Below are 18,464 nucleotides of genomic sequence, written 5' to 3' on the forward strand. Positions count from 1 at the left end.
GGTTCCTCTCAGTTATCTTGTGTGGCTCGTGTCGAGCCGGCGTTCCACGAAGGCCGAATAGCGCGACATGCCGAAGCAGAAAATCCAGAACACGAAGCCGGCGAAGATCAGGCCCGTCAGCGGCGTGACCGGCGTGATCCAGCCCGAATCCCCAAAACTCGCCTTCACGATGCCGAGCAGGTCGTACATCGAAATGATCGTGACGAGGGACGTATCCTTGAACATGCCGATGAAGGTGTTCACGATGCCCGGGATCACGAGTTTGATGGCCTGCGGAAGCACGACGAAGGTCATTTTGTGGAAGTAGTTTAGACCAAGGGCGTCGGCCGCTTCATATTGTCCTTTCGGAATGGCTTGAAGACCGCCGCGAATAACCTCCGCCATATAGGCGGATGCGAAGATCGATACGCCGATCAGCGCGCGCAGGAACTTGTCGATGTTGTTGCCGGGCTCGAGGAACAGCGGCAGGAGCACGCTTGCCATGAAGAGAACGGTGATCAGCGGCACGCCGCGGATCAGTTCGATGAAGACGATGCAGGCCGTCTTCATGATCGGCATCTGCGACCGTCTGCCGAGCGCAAGCAGGATGCCGGCGGGCAGCGACACGACGATGCCGACGAAGGAGATGATGAGCGTCACCATCAGCCCGCCCCACAGCGAGGTCTCCACGTGGCGCAGGCCGAACGTGCCGCCGAGCAGCAGGAAGAAGGAGACGATCGGGAAGACGATGAGCAGCAGGAGTGCGTTCAGCCCCTTGCGCGGCGCCTTCGGCATGAGGAACGGGATGAGCAGGCCGACGAACATGACGACGACGAGCAGCGGCCGCCACAGCTCGCCGCGCGGGTAGGAGCCGAACATGAACTGCACGAAGCGGTCGTTCACATAGGCCCAGCAGGCGCCGCTCCAGCCGGCGGGAAGCTGGCCGCCCTGATCGGTGGTGAGGCAGGCCGTCCGGTCCGCCCCGGTCCACACGGCCGAGACGAACAGCCAGTTGATCGCCGCCGGCAGGTACCAGACGATCGCCAGGATGGCGACGATCGTCATCGCGCTGTCGGTGACGGAGGCGAACAGGTTGCGGTGAAGCCAGGCGATGACCGAGCTGTCGGAGGCCGGCGGTTTTTCCGCTTCGATGAAGCGGTCGCGGACATAGGTAATGCTTTCAGCCATCTCAGCGCTCCACCAGGGCCATCTTGGCGTTGAACCAGTTCATGAACAGCGAGGTGATGAGGCTGATCGAGACGTAGATCAGCATCCAGATCGAGATGATCTCGATCGACTTGCCGGACTGGTTGAGGATGGTGCCGCCGACCGCGACGAGGTCGGCATAGCCGACGGCGACCGCGAGCGAGGAGTTCTTTATGAGGTTGAGATACTGCGAGGTGAGCGGCGGGATGATGATCCGGAGCGCCTGCGGCAGCACGACGAGACGGGTCGCCTGGCCGGGCCGAAGACCCAGCGCATAGGAGGCTTCCGACTGGCCCTTGGACACGCCGCGGATGCCGGCGCGCACGATCTCGGCGATGAACGAGGCCGTGTAGAGCGACAGCGCGAGATAAAGCGCCAGGAATTCCGGTCCGATGACCATGCCGCCGCGCATGTTGAACGAGCCCGGCACCGCGTAGTCGAACGTCAGGGGGCTGCCCATGACGAGGAAAACGAGGAACGGCAGCAGGAGGACCAGGCCGAGATTGACCCAGAGCACCGGCGGGCGCTGGCCCGTGGCGCGCTGGCGCGCATTGGCCCACACCGTGAACGCGATGGCCGCGACGACGCCGATCAAGAAGGCGATGAGCACCGTGCCGAAACCGTCGCCGAAGACCGGGGCCGGCATGTAGATGCCGCGGTTCGAGATGAAGAAGATGGCGTCCGGATTTTCCTCCAGGTGCTGGAAGATGGAGCGGATCGACGGCAGCAGCGCAAGAACGCCGAGATACCAGAAGAAGATGACGAGCAGCGGCGGAATGTTGCGGAAGATTTCCACATAGACCGTGCAGAGCCGCGCGATCAGCCAGTTGTGCGACAGGCGCCCGATGCCGACCAGAAGGCCGACGATCGTCGCCGTGACGATGCCGGCGGCGGCGACGACGAGCGTGTTGAGAAGACCGACCTGCAGCGCCCGGAAATAGGTCGAGTCGCTCGAATAGGCGATCAGACTCTGCGCGAGGTCGAAGCCGGCGCGGCTGTTCAGAAAGCCGAAGCCGGCCGTCATGTTGGCGCGCGCGAGATTCTGGACGACGTTGTTCCACGCATACCAGATGGCCGCGACGATCACGACGAGCGTCACGACCTGATAGACGATGCTTCTCAGTGCCGGATTGTAGAGAAGAGATACCTTCGGCGGTTCGCCGGACCCTGTTCGGGCATCCGCAAGAGCCATGCATTTCCCCTGACGTTGGTTCCGCCCTGTTTTCCGGGCGTTTGTTCAAAGGGGAGGGCGGTTATCCGCCCTCCCGGAAGGATCGCGCGACTGGCCGATCAGCGAACCGGCGGGGCGTACTGCAGGCCGCCGTTCGTCCACAGCCCGTTCAGGCCGCGGGCGATCTTGAGCGGGGAGCCCTCGCCGACATTGCGCTCGAAGGATTCGCCATAGTTGCCGACGGCTTTGATGATCTGCACGGCCCAGTCCTTCGGCAGGCCGAGATCGGCGCCGATCGTCGAATCAGCCTCTTCGCCGAGGAAGCGCTTGATATCCGGGTTGGCGGATGCCTTCATCTCCTCGACATTGGCCGTGGTGATGCCGAACTCCTCGGCGGCCACCATCGCATAGTGCGACCAGCTCACGATATCGAGCCAGCGCGAATCGTTCTGGCGGACGGCCGGGCCGAGCGGCTCCTTGGAGATGATTTCCGGCAGAACCATGTGGTCGTCCGCGTTGGCCATCTTCAGGCGGATCGAGTAGAGGCCCGAGGCATCGGTCGTGTAGGCGTCGCAACGGCCGGCATTGTAGGCGGCGTCCGCTTCGTCCTGCGCTTCGAAGACGACCGGCTTGAAGTCCATGTTGTTGGAACGGAAGTAGTCGGCGAGGTTGAGCTCGGTCGTCGTGCCGGACTGCACGCAGACGGAGGCGCCGGACAGTTCCAGCGCGGACTTCACGCCAAGTTCCTTCTTCACCATGAAGCCCTGGCCGTCATAGTAGTTCACGGCGCGGAAATCGAAGCCGAGCTGCGAATCGCGGCTGACGCTCCAGGTGGTGTTGCGGGCCAGAAGATCGATTTCGCCCGACTGCAGGGCCGGGAAGCGGTCCTTGGCCGAGAGCGGGGTGAATTTCACCTTGGTGGCATCGCCGAAGACGGCCGCGGCCACGGCCTTGCAGAGGTCGACGTCGAGACCCGCCCAGTTGCCCGACGAATCCTGCGCGCCGAAACCGGCGAGGTTCGAGCCGTTCACGCCGCACTGCACGAAGCCCTTGGCCTTCACGTCAGAGAGCGTGTCCGCCTGTGCTGCCGTTGCGCCAAGCCCCAGTACGGCAGCGCCGACGAGCGCCGTCACGATTGTTTTTGCCATTTTTTCACAACCTTTTTCTGTTGTCTTTGTTTTGTCCGCAGGTCCCGCACCCTTGTCGGGCGCGCCCATGGAACTCGCCACCCTCCCGGCGCGAGGTTGCTTATCTCATGCTCAAAATTTCACAGGGTCAAGTGAGCGCGGCCATTTTCCGGTCGGTAACCTAAATTTGTCGGCTCGTGACCGGATTTTGGGCGAAAGATCGGGGATTTGTGCAGTAAATCGCTCAAAAAATTCGCGTCTTTAACACTTGAAGCGCTTTGGGAGCCGGTATCGCGTCGCCGCATGGGGTTGACCTGCCGCCCCGCCTGTCCAAAAGTCGGCGCCACAAACCCCTCGCATCTTCTTCGGATCGATCATGAAAAACAGAGACGAAATCCTCGCCGGCGCCGGCGTGAACACCCGCCTTGCCCATGCCGGAAACGACCCGGCGGACTATCACGGTTTCGTCAATCCGCCCGTCGTGCATGCCTCGACCGTGCTCTTCCCGAATGCGGCGACGATGGAAAAGCGCGCCCAGAAATACACCTATGGCACGCGCGGCACGCCGACGACGGATGCGCTCTGCGCGGCCATCGACGAGTTGGAAGGTTCTGCCGGCACGATTCTCGTTCCCTCGGGCCTTGCCGCCGTCACGGTGCCGTTCCTCGCCTTCCTGTCGGCCGGTGACCATGCGCTCATCGTCGATTCGGTCTATCACCCGACCCGCCATTTCTGCGACACGATGCTGAAGCGCCTCGGCGTTTCGGTCGAATACTACGATCCGGCGATCGGCGCCGGCATCGAGGCGCTGATCCGGCCGAACACCCGGCTGGTGCACACCGAGGCGCCGGGCTCCAACACCTTCGAGATGCAGGACATCCCGGCGATCGCCGCTGCCGCCCACAAGCATGGCGCCGTGGTCAGCATGGACAATACCTGGGCGACGCCGCTCTATTTCCGCCCGCTGGATTTCGGCGTCGACATCTCCATCCACGCGGCGACGAAATATCCGGCCGGCCATTCCGACGTGCTGTTCGGCACCGTCTCGGCCAATGCCGCCCATTGGGAGCAGCTGCACGAGACGCAGATCACGCTCGGCACCTGCGCCTCGCCGGACGACGCCTACCAGGTGCTGCGCGGCCTGCGCACCATGGGGGTGCGGCTGGAGCGGCATCAGGAAAGCGCGCTGGAGCTGGCCCGCTGGCTGGAGGGCGTCGACGACGTGTCCCGCGTACTGCACCCGGCCTTGCCGAGCTTTCCCGGCCACGCGCTCTGGAAGCGCGACTTCAAGGGCGCGAGCGGCATCTTCTCCATCATCCTCAAGGGGGGGGCGCCGGAGCGCTACAAGGCGAAGGCGCATGCCTTCCTCGATGCGCTCGGCATTTTCGGCCTCGGTTATTCCTGGGGCGGCTTCGAGTGCCTTGCCGTGCATGTGGGCCTCGGCGACCGGCGCGTCGCCAAGGGGCCGGAGGAAGGCCCGGTGCTGCGTCTCCAGATCGGCCTTGAGGACGTGAAGGACATCAAGGCGGACATCGAGCGCGGGCTCGCGGCCGCGCGGGCGGTCTGACGCGGCCGGATGAGGGGCGGTGGATCGCCCCTCATCCGGCCTGCCGGCCATCTTCTTCCGGCTTGCGGCGATGAAGGGATGGATGAGCCCGTTTCCCCAAACAACAGGTTTCTGGATATGGGAAGGCGATGCTTCTTGCGCCTTCTCCCCGCCTGCGGGGAGAAGGTCGCGGCAGCGGGACGAGGGGCCTGATCAGTCCGGCGTGCGGTAGCCGTAGAGCCAGTCGAGATCGCCGGCGAGGTTTTCCGGGCCGCGCAGCGACAGGACGAGATCGCGGCCGAGCGCGACCGGACCGCGGGCGTGATAGGCGAAGCGGTTGAAGGCGCCGCGGCTGCGCACCCTGCCGACCCGTTCGCGGCGGGTCGTCTCGAACCGGCGGAGCGTCTGGCTCGTGCCGGAAGCCCGGGCGAGGTGGTTTGCCAGGAGCGCCGCATCCTCGATCGCCATGGCCGCGCCCTGGGCGGCGAAGGGCGTCATGGCATGCGCGGCATCGCCGATCAGCACGACCTTTCCCCCATCGGTCCAGGCCCCGTCGGGGCATTCGAAGAGCGGCCACATCAGCGGATCGCGCGCCTCGGCGAGCAGGCGGCGGAGATCGGCGTGCCAGCCGGAAAAGGCGTCGAGCAGGCGGCTGCGGGCGGCGGCATCGCCGCTGCGGGACCAGCCGGCCGCCGGTGCCTGCCCGTGCGCGTGGAGGGCGACGATGTTGAAGGCCTGCGCCCCGGCAAGCGGATAGGCGACGAGATGGGCGCGCGGGCCGAGGAAGGCCGTGACGGCGCGCGGATCAAGGACGGGCGGGGCGGCGGCGCAGGGCACGAGGAAACGCCAGGCGATCGTGCCGGAATAGCGCGCGGGCAGGGCGCCGGGCACGTCCTTGCGCAGCGCCGACCAGACGCCGTCGGCGGCGATCACCAGGTCGGCGGGCGCGGCGGCAAGGGCGGCCTCGACGGTGTCGATCCGCCGGCCGGTCGTCAGCGTGGCGAGCGGCTCCCGATGGACGGCCTCGAGCAGCACGGCCTGCAGCGCGGCGCGGGGCAGCACGCCGTAGGGCGCGCCCCAGCGTTTGCGTGCGAAAGCGCCGGCCGGGACCGAGGCGAGGGGAGCGAGGGTGCGGCCCGAGGACAGGAGAACATGGTCCGGCTCGCTCCAGCGCGCGCCGAGTGCCTCGAGAAGGCCGAGATCGGCGAGGATGCGCGAGGCGTTGGGCGAGAGCTGAAGGCCGGCGCCGACCTCTTCGAGCGCGGGGGCCTGCTCCAGGACATGGCAGGCGATACCCCTGCGGGCAAGCGCGAGGGCCGCCGTCAGGCCGGCAATGCCGGCGCCGACGATGGTTGCGGATCGTACCGAGGGCATCGGGGTGCCGGCCGCCCGGCCGCTACGCCGCGACCTGGTTGGTGAAGATGCAGCCGGCCGGGTCGGTCTGGCTGGCCTTGAGGGCCGGATTGTAGCGGTAGAGCGTCGAGCAGTAGGGGCAGACCTTCTCGTTGTCGTCGCCCATGTCGAGGAAGACGTGCGGATGGTCGTAGGGAACCGACGCGCCGACGCACATGAATTCCTTCACGCCGATCTCGATCGAGCGATGGCCGCCGTCGTTCTGGAAATGGGGAATGCTGTGGCCAGCCATGTCATGCTCCTGGGATGCCGTCTTTCTGGCGCGGACCATAGTCGCCTTCGTGGCAAATGTGTAGATGCAAAACCGCCGCGCCCCGGGAGATTTCCGCATGCCGGCCGTTTTCTCCGCGGGCAAAGGGCAGTAAGAGCAGGGGCATGCAAATGAAAGACGGCCTGCGATGAACCTCGATCCCCCGCCCTTTTCCCGTTTCACCCACCATGGCCTGGAGCTCGCCTTCTTCGATGCGGGCGATCCGTCCGGCCCGCCGGTGCTGCTGATCCACGGCTTTGCCTCCAGCGCCAACGTCAACTGGGTGTTTCCCGGCTGGCTGAAGACGCTGGGCGATGCGGGCTACCGCGTCATCGCGCTCGACAATCGCGGCCACGGCAGGAGCGCCAAGCCGCACGATCCCGCGCTCTACACGCCGCCGCTGATGGCCGGGGACGCCGCCGCGCTGCTCGATCACCTGGCGATCCCCGAAGCCCATGTCTTCGGCTATTCGATGGGCGCGCGCATCACCGCCTTCATGGCGCTCGCCCATCCGCACCGCGTGCGCTCCGTCGTCTTCGGCGGGCTCGGCATCGGCATGGTGGAAGGTGTCGGTGACTGGGACCCGATCGCCGATGCGCTGCTCGCGCCCTCGCTCGACGCGGTGACGCACGAGCGCGGCCGCATGTTCCGCGCCTTTGCCGACCAGACGAAATCCGACCGCCAGGCGCTCGCCGCCTGCATCATGACCTCGCGCGACCTGCTGACGGCGGCGGACATGGCGCGCATCGACGTGCCCGCGCTGATCGGCGTCGGGACGAAGGACGACATTGCAGGCGCGCCGCAGCCGCTCGCCGAGCTCATGCCGGATGCAAGGGCGCTCGACATTCCCGGCCGCGACCACATGCTGGCCGTCGGCGACAGGGTCTTCAAGCACGCGGTGCTGGAGTTCTATGCGGAAATCGACGGCCGCTGACACGCCGTTCGCGACAATGGCCGGCCGGCCATTTCGCAGCGACGCCAATTGCTCTATATATGGGCGGGAACGACGACAAGGAGTGCGGCGATGGTCGCGATGAACGAACTGAGGGCCGGCGACAAGCTCAAGGCCATGGATCCGATCTGGAACAGCCTGCGCGAGGAAGCGCGCGTCGCCGCCCAGGCCGAGCCGCTTCTGGCGGCCTTCCTCTATTCGACGGTGCTGAACCACCGCTCGCTCGAGGAAAGCGTGATCCACCGCGTCTGCGAGCGGCTCGACCATCCGGACCTGCAGGCCAACCTCCTGCACCAGATCTTCGACGAGATGCTGGAAGACTGGCCGGAATGGGGCGGCATCCTGCGCGTCGACATCCAGGCCGTCTACGACCGCGACCCCGCCTGCCTGCGGTTCCTCGATGCCGTGCTCTACTTCAAGGGGTTCCACGCCATCCAGACCCACCGCCTGGCGCACTGGCTGCACGACAAGGGCCGGCGCGACCTCGCGCTCTACCTGCAGAGTCGCTCCTCCAGCGTCTTCCAGACGGACATCAACCCGGCCGCGCGCATCGGCAAGGGCTTCTTCCTCGACCATGCGACGGGCCTCGTCGTCGGCGAGACGGCGGTCGTCGGCGACAATGTCTCGATCCTCCACAACGTCACGCTCGGCGGCACCGGCAAGGAGGGTGGCGACCGCCACCCGAAGATCGGCGACGGCGTGATGATCGGCGCCGGCGCGAAGATCCTCGGCAACATCCATATCGGCCATTGCTCGCGCATCGCTGCGGGCTCGGTCGTGCTCAAGCCGGTTCCGCCGAAATCGACGGTCGCCGGCGTGCCGGCCAAGGTCATCGGCGAGGCGGGCTGCAACGAGCCGTCGCGCGCCATGGACCAGCTTCTGGCGGCGTTCGACTACGATCTGTGAGCGGGAAAAGTCGCTTTCTCGCGGAATTCGTGGGTTTACAGGACCCGAAGCAGGTGCGAGAAGCGCGGCAAATCAACCGTTACGGAGACAGATCGTGAAGCCGGAAGAAATCAGGAAGCTCGAGGCCTACTTCAAGCGCAATCTCAACAAGGAGATCGTCGTGAAGGCCCGTCCGCGCAAGGATGAGTCCGCGGAAGTCTATCTCGGCGACGAGTTCCTGGGCGTGATCTTCCGCGACGACGAAGACGGGGAGCTCTCCTACAACTTCTCCATGGCGATCCTCGACATCGACCTGTGATCTGTCGATCATCGCACGGAATACAGGCCCGGCAGCCCTTGGCGCCGGGCCTTTTCGTTGCATGTTCGGTCGCTGGGTCATGGATCTTCGGGTCGAGCCCGGGGATGAGCAAGAGGAATGGTTGGGCAGAGAAGGCAACGAGGCCGCGTTCCGGTACCGCTCGATGGGCTGGTGACACCTGCATCCCCTCCGTCATCCTCGGGCTCGACCCGAGGATCCCGTTAGGCGCGGGAATGCGGTTGCGGGCCCTTTTCATTATAATTTTGCGACAAATAGGCTTTTGTCAGCCGCAATGATCATACCTATCGCGCAAGACCTTGCTTTCCCTGCGGAATATTGCATTGCAGCATCAACGTTGACTTTTTTGTGCATTGCATATAGATTTTGGGCAAATCACCGGGATCCAAAGGAGACTTCGATGTTCAATTTCGACGAGGCAAACAAGAAGGGCAAGGAAGCCGTGGACACGTTCGTCAAGAGCTATACGACCGCTGCCCAGGGCTGGCAGGCGATTGCCACCGAAACGGCCGACTATTCCAAGAAGTCCTTCGAAAACGGCCTCGCGCATTTTGAGAAGCTCTCGGGCGTCAAGAGCGTCGAAGCCGCTCTCGAGCTGCAGACCGCCTTCGTGAAGTCCTCCTATGAAGGTTTCGTCGCCGAGGCCACCAAGCTCAGCGAAATGTACGCCGATCTCGCCAAGGGCGCCTACAAGCCCTACGAAGCACCGGTTGCCAAGGCGACCGCCGCTGCCAAGGCTGCCGTCGCCGCCTGATCCTTTTAGAGTACCGCGTACGCGTATAGCGTTCATCGGCCGGCTGCGGACAACCGCAGCCGGCCTTTGCGCGTTCCGGGGATTGCGCGAGGCTGACGTAGCGGCAGCAAATTTCGCTATTTCCTTCGGATGACCCGCGATTATGATTGCAGTGCGAAGCGGGGGTCTTACAATCGTGGGCCGAGACATTAGATAACAGGTCCGAAGGCACCCTCGGATGAACGGTGCGCCACAGACAAGCGACCGGAAGCTAAAGGGCCCGCAGTCAAGGGAATGAACACGAAAATGGATGTGAGACGGGTTCGAATGCAGGATGGGGAAGGCGGCGGCGACACTCCCGGTCGCAGCACCTCCGTCATTACCCGCACGAAACCCAAGACCAAGAAGCCGAGCCTCTACCGCGTCCTGCTTCTCAATGATGATTATACGCCCATGGAGTTTGTGATCCACATCCTGGAACGTTTCTTCCAGAAGGACCGGGAAGCGGCGACGCGGATCATGCTGCATGTGCACAATCATGGCGTAGGCGAGTGTGGCGTGTTCACCTACGAGGTTGCCGAAACCAAAGTGACACAGGTGATGGATTTCTCCCGCCAGCACCAGCACCCGCTGCAATGTGTCATGGAAAAGAAATGAGGAACGAACGTGCCAACATTTTCTGCCAGCCTTGAAAAGGCCCTCCACCAGGCACTGACCTATGCGAACGAGCGCCATCACGAATATGCGACGCTCGAACACCTCCTGCTCGCCCTGATCGACGACGGCGATGCGGCCGCCGTGATGGGCGCCTGCAACGTCAATCTCGACGTTCTGCGCAAGACCGTCACCGACTATGTCGACCATGACCTCGCCAACCTGGTGACGGGCTACGAGGAGGATTCCAAGCCGACCTCCGGCTTCCAGCGCGTCATCCAGCGTGCGGTGATCCATGTCCAGTCCTCCGGCCGCGAGGAGGTGACCGGCGCCAACGTGCTCGTCGCGATCTTCGCCGAGCGCGAGAGCCATGCCGCCTATTTCCTGCAGGAGCAGGAGATGACGCGCTACGACGCCGTCAACTTCATCTCGCACGGCATCGGCAAGCGGCCGGGCGCGTCCGAGCAGCGCCAGGTGCGCGGCGCGGACGAGAGCGAGAACGAACAGAAGCAGACCCGCAACGGCAACGAGCAGGAGGAGCCCGCCAAGAAGCAGGACGCCCTGACGGCCTATTGCGTCAACCTCAACGAGAAGGCCAAGGGCGGCAAGATCGATCCGCTGATCGGCCGCCATGCCGAGGTCAATCGCACGATCCAGGTCCTGTGCCGCCGCTCCAAGAACAACCCGCTCTATGTGGGCGATCCCGGCGTCGGCAAGACGGCCATCGCCGAGGGCCTCGCCAAGCGCATCGTCGAGGGCAAGGTGCCCGAAGCGCTCGCCGACGCGACGATCTTCTCGCTCGACATGGGCACGCTGCTCGCCGGCACCCGCTATCGCGGCGACTTCGAGGAGCGCCTGAAGCAGGTCGTCAAGGAGCTGGAGGATTATCCGGGCGCCGTTCTCTTCATCGACGAGATCCATACGGTGATCGGCGCGGGCGCCACCTCCGGCGGCGCGATGGATGCCTCGAACCTCCTCAAGCCGGCGCTCTCCTCCGGCGCGATCCGCTGCATCGGCTCGACGACCTACAAGGAATACCGCCAGTTCTTCGAGAAGGACCGGGCGCTCGTCCGCCGATTCCAGAAGATCGACGTCAACGAGCCGACCATCGACGACACGATCGAGATCATGAAGGGGCTGAAGCCCTATTTCGAGGAGTATCACAAGCTCCGCTATTCCAACGAGGCGATCAAGACGGCGGTGGAGCTGTCGGCGCGCTACATCAACGACCGCAAGCTGCCGGACAAGGCGATCGACGTGATCGACGAGACCGGCGCGGCCCAGATGCTGCTGCCCGCCGGAAAACGCCGCAAGCTGATTACCGAGAAGGAGATCGAGGCGACGATCGCCACCATGGCCCGCATTCCGCCGAAGACCGTGTCGAAGGACGACGAGCAGGTGCTCGCCAACCTCGACAAGGAGCTGCGCTCGGTCGTCTACGGCCAGGACCTCGCCATCGAGGCGCTGTCGTCGGCGATCAAGCTGTCGCGGGCGGGCCTTCGCGAACCGAACAAGCCGATCGGCTGCTACCTGTTCTCCGGCCCCACCGGCGTCGGCAAGACGGAAGTCGCCAAGCAGCTTGCATCGTCGCTCGGCGTGGAACTCCTGCGCTTCGACATGTCGGAATACATGGAGCGGCACACGGTCTCGCGCCTGCTCGGGGCACCTCCCGGCTATGTCGGTTTCGACCAGGGCGGCCTCCTGACCGACGGCGTCGACCAGCATCCGCATTGCGTGCTCTTGCTCGACGAGATCGAGAAGGCGCATCCGGACCTCTACAACATCCTGTTGCAGGTCATGGATCACGGCTCGCTGACCGACCATAACGGCAAGAAGATCGACTTCCGCAATGTCATCCTTATCATGACGACCAATGCGGGCGCCTCCGACATGGCCAAGGCCGCCATCGGCTTCGGCTCGTCGAAGCGCGAGGGCGAGGACATGGAGGCGATCAACCGCCTGTTCACGCCGGAATTCCGCAACCGCCTCGATGCGATCATCCCGTTCGGCTCGCTGCCGACGCCGGTCATCCACCAGGTCGTGCAGAAGTTCGTCATGCAGCTGGAAACCCAGCTCGCCGAGCGCAACGTCACCTTCGATCTCCAGCCCGAGGCGATCTCGTGGCTGGCGGAGAAGGGCTACGACGAGAAGATGGGCGCGCGTCCTTTGGCGCGCGTCATCCAGGAGAACATCAAGAAGAAGCTCGCCGACGAGATCCTCTTCGGCAAGCTGAAGAAGGGCGGCGTCGTGCGCGTCTCCGTCGGCGTGAAGGAGGACGGCTCGAAGGGCCTGATCCTCGACGCCGTGCCGGAAACCGCGCCGATCAAGCCGAAGGCCGAGGTCGAGGAGGCAGCCGCCAAGAAGGCCAAGCCCCGCAAGCCGAAGGAGACCGTCGCCGCCGAGGCCGCGCCCGCCAAGGCCCGCGCTTCGAAGAAGGCGGTGGAGGCCAAGACCGAGGAGCCGAAGGACGAGCCGCCACGCAAGTCGTCCGGCGCCGTTCCCAAGGTGCCGCGCAAAAAGTGACGGCTTTACAAATCGCATGGGCCGGGCAGGAAACTGCCCGGCCCATATTGTTGAAGAAATGGCGCAAGCCTTTCCTCCGTCATGGTCGGGCTTGACCCGACCATCCACGCCCCGCCCGCGGTTGTGGATCCTCGGCTCGGGGCCGAGGATGACGACAGAGGGTGGGCGCGGTTTGCGATCGTATGGGACCGGCCTGGCAGGGTAGCCGTCCGGCTTTGTTTTCCTGCAAGAGAATTGAATGACCGCCCCGCCAGAACCCCAATCCCAGAGCCACTGGTTCCTCCTCGGCATGCGCGGCATCTTCAGCCTGCCGGCGATCATCCTGATGCTGTCCTTCGTGGGGTTCGCCGCCTTCACGGCGGAGGCGAAGGTGCCGGTCGAGCAGGTGATGTTCATGACCGGCATGGTCTGGGCGCTGCCGGCCAAGGTGATTCTCGTCGGCTCCATGCTGTCGGGCGCGCATATCGCGACGGCGTTCCTCGCGGTCACGCTGTCCTCGGTGCGCATGATGCCGATGGTGGCGGCGCTCATCCCGGAAATCCGTGACCGCCGCACACCGACCTGGCTGCTGCTGATCGTCTCGCATTTCGTCGCCATCACCGCCTGGGTCTTCGCGATGGAGAAGGTGCGGGACGTGCCGCGCGGCGGCCGCGTCGCCTTCTTCGCCGGTTTCGGCGTGACGCTGACGCTCACCAATATCGTGCTCGTCGGCCTCGTCTATGGCGCGGTCTCGGAGTTCCCGCCGATCGTTTCCGGCTGCCTGTTCTTCCTGACGCCGGTCTATTTCCTCACCTCGATCTGGATTTCCGCGCGCCACCGGGTGATCTACTGGGCGCTCGGCATCGGGCTCGCGCTCGGCACCATCTTCGCGGTGGTCGCGCCCGAATACGATATCCTGCTGGCCGGCGTCGTCGGCGGCACCGCGGCCTGGTGGGGCGAGCGCGCGCTGCGCCGCCGGGAGGCCGCGCGATGAGCTTCGACGGTCTCTGGCCCTATATCTACATCGCCATCGCCGGCTGGCTGGCGACGGATCTCTGGCGCTGGGCGGGCGTCGTCGCCGGCAACCGCATCGACGAACGGTCCGAGGTCCTGAACTGGGTGAGGGCGGTGGCGACGGCGCTGGTGGCGGCGGTCATCGCCAAGCTGATCGTCTTCCCGACCGGCACGCTGGAGGCCTCGCCCCTCTGGCTGCGGCTCGGGGCCGTCGCGTTCGGCGGTCTCTGCTTCTTCATCGGCGGCCGCTTCCGCCAGATCGCCGGCATCGCCGCGGCCATCGCGTTCCTTGCCGCGGGGCTTGCCTTGCTGGGTGTTTGAAACGGGCGATTCCGTGTGGGATTTGCCCCTCACCCTAACCCTCTCCCCGCGTGCGGGGAGAGGGGACTTACCCCACGAACGGGACTTGTTTGAGGAAACCGGCGCGGCATATCCCTTCTCCCCGTTCACGGGGAGAAGGTGGCCGGCAGGCCGGATGAGGGGCCGTGGCGGATATGTCAGCCCTTCAGCGCCTTGCGCAGCTTCTCCGCATTGGCGGCAAGCACGCCCTGGTCCTCCATCGTGCCGGAATGGGGCTTCAGCGGCTGGCCCTCGACGCGCGGGATGACGTGGAAATGCAGGTGATAGACGGTCTGGCCGGCGGCCGGTTCGTTGAACTGCATGACGGTGACGCCGTCGGCCTCGAACGCCTCCTTGGCGGCGGCCGCAACCTTCTGCACCACCGGCAGCAGGCGCGACAGCGTCTGCGGGGCGGCGTCGAGGATGTTGCGCGACGGCGTCTTGGGGATGACGAGCGTGTGCCCGTTCGCCTGCGGCATCACGTCCATGAAGGCGACCGCGTCGTCGTCCTCGTAGACGCGGTGCGCCGGGATCTCGCCGCGCAGGATCTTCGCGAAGATGTTGTTCGTGTCGTAGGCGGTCATGCTCGTCTCCGATGTGCTCAGTCGTGGTCGTCTTGGCCGCTCGCGCGGCGGAAGGGGCCGTGTTCGGCAAGATATTCGCCCGTCGCCTCGACGTCACGGCGCTCGCGCTCGAGATAGTCGGCGACGGCGCGCCGCAGGCCGGGATGGGTGATGTGGTGGGCCGAATGGGTGATGACGGGCAGGTAGCCGCGCGCCAGCTTGTGCTCGCCCTGCGCGCCGGCCTCCACGCGCGCCAGCCCCTTCTCGATCGCGAAATCGATGGCCTGGTGGTAGCAGACCTCGAAATGCAGGAAGGGATGGTCCTCGATGCAGCCCCAGTGCCGGCCGAAGAGCGTGTCGCCGCCGATGAAGTTGATCGCGCCGGCGATGTAGCGGCCGTTGCGTCTTGCCATCACCAGCAGGATGTCGTCCGCCATGCGCTCGCCGATCAGGCTGTAGAAGCGGCGGTTGAGATAGGGCCGGCCCCATTTGCGGCTGCCGGTGTCCATGTAGAAGGTGAAGAACTGGTCCCAGATCTTTTCGGTCAGGTCCCCGCCGGTCAGCCAGTCGATTTCGATGTCGTGCTCGAGCGCCGTGCGGCGCTCCTTCTTCAGCGCCTTGCGCTTGCGGGAGGCGAGCGTTTCCAGGAAATCCGCATGCGAGCCGTAGCCCGCGTTGAGGAAATGGAACTGCTGGTCCGTGCGGTGCAGGTAGCCCGCGGCCTCGAAGACCGGCATTTCCGCTTCCGGCACGAAGGTGACATGCGCCGAGGAGACGCCGTGGCGTTTCGACAGTTCCTTCAGCCCCTCGGCCAGCGCGGCCTGTGTCGCGACGACCGGCTGGTCCGGCCGGTGGAGGAGGCGCGGGCCCGTGGCGGGGGTAAAGGGAATGGAGGCCTGCAGCTTGGGATAATAGCGTCCGCCGGCACGCTCGAAGGCGTCGGCCCAGCCGTGGTCGAAGACATATTCGCCCTGGCTGTGGTTCTTCAGATAGACGGGCAGGGCGCCGAGAAGGGCGCCGTCGTCGCCCTCCAGCAGGAGATGCTGGCCGAGCCAGCCGGTCTCGGCGACGGCGCAGCCTGATTCTTCCAGCGCGGAGAGGAAGGCGTGGCTGACAAAGGGATTGTACGGCACCAGCGCGTCGTCCCTGGAGGCGCCGGAAAGACGCCCCCAGTCGCCCGCCGGAATATCGGCGAAGCTGGTTTCGACACGGATGCGTACCGTCCCGGCCATGTTATGCCGTCAGCGGCTCGCGCGGATCGAAGCCCTCGAAGGTCATCTGGTCCGCGTTGAGCGCCGTGATCGTGCGCGCCTCGTCGTCGCGCACGGTCCAGGTGATGACCTGCCGGCCGAGGTCGCGCTGCCGGCTGACGAAGGCGTTCGGCAGGTGGCCGTAATAGTAGGAGATGAAGTCGAGTCCGAGCTGCATCGCCTCCTCGTGCACGGCAAAATTCTCCGGCCGCGCACCTTCCGCCGTCAGGCCGACGGGGCGGCTGGTGCCGATCGCCTTGAGGTCTTCCAGGAGCCAGTGGTCGAAGCTCATCAGCGCGACGGGGCCGTCATAGTCCTCGATCGCGTCGAGCACGGCCATGGCGAAGCCGTCGTCGTCGCCCTTGCGCCCCTTCAGCTCCAGGACGAGCGGCACGCGGCCCTTCACGAGGTCGAGGAGCTGGCGCAGCGTCGGCACGCCGTCCTCCGTGCCGCCGACCTTCAGCAGGCCGAGTTCGGCGGCGGTGCGCTGGCGCACGTCCCCCTCGATGCCGCAGAGCCGCTTCAGGTCGTCGTCATGGAAGACGACGGGAATGGCATCGGCGGCATAGTGCAGGTCGCATTCGATGGCAAAGCCGGCATCGGCCGCGCGGGCGAAGGCGGAGAGCGTGTTCTCCCAGACCTTGCGGTTGAGATCGTGATAGCCGCGATGGGCGATCGGCCGCTCGGTCAGCCAGGGGAATTTCTGCATCAGGCGATTTCCATGATGGCGTCGATCTCGACGGCCGCATTCAGGGGAAGCGCGGCCATGCCGACGGCGGCGCGGGCATGCTTGCCGGCATCGCCGAGGGCCGCGACGAGGAAGTTCGACGCGCCGTTGATGACGAGGTGCTGCTCGACGAAATCCGGCGCGGAGGCGACGAAGCCGTTGATCTTGATGATGCGCTTGATGCGCGAGAGGTCGCCGAGGGCGGCCTTGGCCTGGGCGAGAAGGCCGAGCGCGCACAGTTCCGCCGCCTTCTGGCCGTCGGGCACGTCGACATTCCTGCCAAGATGGCCGGTGACGGCGAGCTTGCCGTCCAGCATCGGCAGCTGGCCGGAAATGTGGAGCACGTTGCCGCTGATGACGAAGGGCACGTAGTTGGCGGCCGGCGCTGCGGCCACGGGAATGTCGTAGCCCAGTTCCTTGACGCGGTTTTCGATTTCAGCGGACATTCCGGTCTCCGTTTCTTGTCGCCGGTCCATAGATAGGAGCGGCGAGGGGCGGCTGTGAGGGGCATTGCGGCGCGGATCGTCGCAACGGTGGAAATGAAGTTGGCAAGACGTGGATATTGCCTCGCTTTTGCCGGAAGAGTTCATATAACATCACGACCGACTTCAACAGGAGGAAACGGATGTTTCGTTCAGCCTTTGTCGCGGCCCTGACGGCCGGGGCATGCTTCGCCGGCAGCGGCGTTCCGAGCGCCTTTGCCACGCCGGCGACCGGGCTTGCGCCGCACCGCGCCGTCTACGACCTCAAGCTGAAGGACGCGACCGAGCGCTCCGGCATCGCCGGCATGTACGGCCGCATGGTCTACGAGTTCAACGGCAGCCCGTGCGATGGCTATACGGTGAGCTTCCGTTTCGTCACGCAGGTCAATACCGGCGAGGAAACGCGCCTCACCGACCAGCAGACGACCACCTACGAGGACCTGAAGAACGGCAGCTTCCGCTTCCTCACCCGCTCCTTCACCGACGAGAAGCTGGACAAGGAGGTGCGCGGCACGGCGCGCGAGGACAAGGAAGGCGTCAGCGTCGATCTCACCGCGCCGGACACGAAGCAGGTGGAGCTCGCCGCAAGCCGCTTCCCGACCGAGCACATGCTCGACGTCATCGAACACGCCAGGAAGGGCGAGCGCTTCTTCGAGGCGCGCCTTTTCGACGGCTCGGACGCCGGCGACAAGACGCTGATGACGACCGCCGTCGTCGGCAAGAAGGAAATGCCCAAAGCCGGCGATCCGGACGCCGACAAGGCCGGCAGCTTCTCCAAGGAGGCGTTCTGGCCGGTGTCGATCGCCTACTACAACGATACGAGCGAAGGCGACGCGCTGCCGGTCTACCGCATGTCCTTCAAGCTCTACGAGAACGGAATCACCCGTGACCTCACCATGGACTACGGCGAGTTCGTGCTGAGCGGGAAGCTTGCCAAGCTTGAGATGTTCAAGCCGCAGGAATGCAAATAGGCGACGGGCAAAGGACGTCCGCACAACCTCTCCTCCGTCATGGTCGGGCTTGACCCGACCATCCACGCCGCGGGCGCCAGGTGGATCCTCGGGTCGAGCCCGAGGATGACGACAGTGGGTGGGGCGGCGTTCGTTGTCGATGTGGCCTCTTTGGAGACACAGAAGGGGCGCCGACCGCCGTGCAAATGCCAAGGGTAATGTCCTGCATACCGACTTTTTTACCCCGCTGCCCTTGATTTGCCGGGAAACTGCGGTTAAGGGGCAGCCATTCCACACGTGAGGCATGGGATTGTCCGGGAGAAATCCGGGCGGTTCCGCCGGTGGCGTTTCCGAAGGAAGCGCTGATCGCCTTGCGGAGGTTCA

The 18,464-nt window shown here is 65.1% G+C and carries 19 protein-coding genes; 10 read left to right on the top strand and 9 right to left on the bottom strand.

Annotated features, from left to right (window positions below):
• Nucleotides 1-12: 12 nt before the first annotated feature.
• The 3 genes from AABQ55_RS13615 to AABQ55_RS13625 all read right to left on the bottom strand — a co-directional run bounded on the left by AABQ55_RS13615 (nt 13) and on the right by AABQ55_RS13625 (nt 3,504).
• Nucleotides 13-1,167 (bottom strand): amino acid ABC transporter permease, encoded by a 1,155-nt coding sequence (locus AABQ55_RS13615; protein ID WP_272805387.1) that lies wholly within the window; start codon nt 1,165-1,167, stop codon nt 13-15.
• Nucleotide 1,168: 1 nt separating this feature from the next.
• A complete protein-coding gene (locus tag AABQ55_RS13620) occupies nt 1,169-2,377 on the bottom strand; it encodes an amino acid ABC transporter permease (RefSeq protein ID WP_272805388.1) in 1,209 nt (402 codons plus the stop codon).
• A gap of 98 nt (nt 2,378-2,475) precedes the next feature.
• Nucleotides 2,476-3,504, bottom strand: coding sequence for an amino acid ABC transporter substrate-binding protein (locus AABQ55_RS13625; RefSeq protein ID WP_244765581.1), 1,029 nt, complete (start codon nt 3,502-3,504; stop codon nt 2,476-2,478).
• 355 nt (nt 3,505-3,859) lie between these two features.
• Between AABQ55_RS13625 and AABQ55_RS13630 the strand changes: the two genes are divergently transcribed.
• The gene (locus tag AABQ55_RS13630; RefSeq protein WP_272805389.1) at nt 3,860-5,050 is read left to right on the top strand and encodes a cystathionine beta-lyase; all 1,191 of its coding nucleotides are present in this window, start codon (nt 3,860-3,862) and stop codon (nt 5,048-5,050) included.
• A gap of 192 nt (nt 5,051-5,242) precedes the next feature.
• On the opposite strand, the gene AABQ55_RS13635 is transcribed toward AABQ55_RS13630, so the two are convergent.
• Together AABQ55_RS13635 and AABQ55_RS13640 are read right to left on the bottom strand one after the other, a co-directional pair.
• Entirely contained in the window at nt 5,243-6,403 is a 1,161-nt protein-coding gene (locus AABQ55_RS13635; protein ID WP_272805390.1) for an FAD-dependent monooxygenase, read from the bottom strand.
• 22 nt (nt 6,404-6,425) lie between these two features.
• A complete protein-coding gene (locus tag AABQ55_RS13640; RefSeq protein WP_244765578.1) occupies nt 6,426-6,674 on the bottom strand; it encodes a zinc-finger domain-containing protein in 249 nt (82 codons plus the stop codon).
• A gap of 166 nt (nt 6,675-6,840) precedes the next feature.
• Here AABQ55_RS13640 and AABQ55_RS13645 point away from each other — a divergent pair, with 166 nt between their 5' ends.
• The 8 genes from AABQ55_RS13645 (at nt 6,841) to AABQ55_RS13680 (ending at nt 14,090) form a co-directional block, all read left to right on the top strand.
• A complete protein-coding gene (locus AABQ55_RS13645; protein WP_272805391.1) occupies nt 6,841-7,626 on the top strand; it encodes an alpha/beta fold hydrolase in 786 nt (261 codons plus the stop codon).
• Nucleotides 7,627-7,716: 90 nt separating this feature from the next.
• Nucleotides 7,717-8,550 (top strand): serine O-acetyltransferase, encoded by an 834-nt coding sequence (gene cysE, locus AABQ55_RS13650; RefSeq protein WP_272805392.1) that lies wholly within the window; start codon nt 7,717-7,719, stop codon nt 8,548-8,550.
• A 94-nt stretch (nt 8,551-8,644) separates the two neighbouring features.
• Nucleotides 8,645-8,848 carry a DUF3126 family protein gene (locus AABQ55_RS13655; RefSeq protein ID WP_064330164.1) on the top strand — a complete coding sequence of 68 codons (204 nt, stop codon included), beginning with the start codon at nt 8,645-8,647 and terminating at the stop codon, nt 8,846-8,848.
• A 418-nt stretch (nt 8,849-9,266) separates the two neighbouring features.
• Nucleotides 9,267-9,620, top strand: a complete 354-nt coding sequence (locus AABQ55_RS13660) for a phasin family protein (protein ID WP_244765575.1) — start codon at nt 9,267-9,269, stop codon at nt 9,618-9,620.
• A gap of 285 nt (nt 9,621-9,905) precedes the next feature.
• The gene (gene clpS, locus AABQ55_RS13665; RefSeq protein ID WP_037408383.1) at nt 9,906-10,256 is read left to right on the top strand and encodes an ATP-dependent Clp protease adapter ClpS; all 351 of its coding nucleotides are present in this window, start codon (nt 9,906-9,908) and stop codon (nt 10,254-10,256) included.
• Nucleotides 10,257-10,265: 9 nt separating this feature from the next.
• Nucleotides 10,266-12,776, top strand: coding sequence for an ATP-dependent Clp protease ATP-binding subunit ClpA (clpA, locus tag AABQ55_RS13670; protein ID WP_272805393.1), 2,511 nt, complete (start codon nt 10,266-10,268; stop codon nt 12,774-12,776).
• A 238-nt stretch (nt 12,777-13,014) separates the two neighbouring features.
• Nucleotides 13,015-13,749: an AzlC family ABC transporter permease gene (locus AABQ55_RS13675; RefSeq protein WP_272805394.1), complete on the top strand. Its 735-nt coding sequence runs from the start codon at nt 13,015-13,017 to the stop codon at nt 13,747-13,749.
• The gene (locus AABQ55_RS13680) at nt 13,746-14,090 is read left to right on the top strand and encodes an AzlD domain-containing protein (protein WP_244765572.1); all 345 of its coding nucleotides are present in this window, start codon (nt 13,746-13,748) and stop codon (nt 14,088-14,090) included. Before AABQ55_RS13675 ends, AABQ55_RS13680 begins: the two co-directional genes overlap by 4 nt.
• 176 nt (nt 14,091-14,266) lie before the next feature.
• On the opposite strand, the gene AABQ55_RS13685 is transcribed toward AABQ55_RS13680, so the two are convergent.
• The 4 genes from AABQ55_RS13685 to AABQ55_RS13700 are packed head-to-tail and all read right to left on the bottom strand — an operon-like array spanning nt 14,267 to nt 17,094.
• Nucleotides 14,267-14,692, bottom strand: coding sequence for an HIT family protein (locus AABQ55_RS13685; RefSeq protein ID WP_133036824.1), 426 nt, complete (start codon nt 14,690-14,692; stop codon nt 14,267-14,269).
• Nucleotides 14,693-14,709: 17 nt separating this feature from the next.
• Nucleotides 14,710-15,903 (bottom strand): GNAT family N-acetyltransferase, encoded by a 1,194-nt coding sequence (locus tag AABQ55_RS13690; protein WP_272805395.1) that lies wholly within the window; start codon nt 15,901-15,903, stop codon nt 14,710-14,712.
• A 1-nt stretch (nt 15,904) separates the two neighbouring features.
• Nucleotides 15,905-16,630, bottom strand: a complete 726-nt coding sequence (locus AABQ55_RS13695) for a glycerophosphodiester phosphodiesterase (protein WP_244765570.1) — start codon at nt 16,628-16,630, stop codon at nt 15,905-15,907.
• Nucleotides 16,630-17,094: a RidA family protein gene (locus AABQ55_RS13700; RefSeq protein WP_272805396.1), complete on the bottom strand. Its 465-nt coding sequence runs from the start codon at nt 17,092-17,094 to the stop codon at nt 16,630-16,632. The genes AABQ55_RS13695 and AABQ55_RS13700 overlap by 1 nt, the downstream gene beginning before the upstream one ends.
• A gap of 179 nt (nt 17,095-17,273) precedes the next feature.
• On the opposite strand from AABQ55_RS13700, the gene AABQ55_RS13705 reads away from it, so the two are divergent.
• Complete coding sequence (locus AABQ55_RS13705; protein WP_064330155.1) at nt 17,274-18,101, top strand: cell envelope integrity EipB family protein; 828 nt, start codon at nt 17,274-17,276, stop codon at nt 18,099-18,101.
• The last annotated feature ends 363 nt before the right edge of the window (nt 18,102-18,464 follow it).

The sequence above is a fragment of the Shinella sp. WSD5-1 genome, from assembly GCF_963942435.1.
Classification (GTDB): domain Bacteria; phylum Pseudomonadota; class Alphaproteobacteria; order Rhizobiales; family Rhizobiaceae; genus Shinella; species Shinella yambaruensis.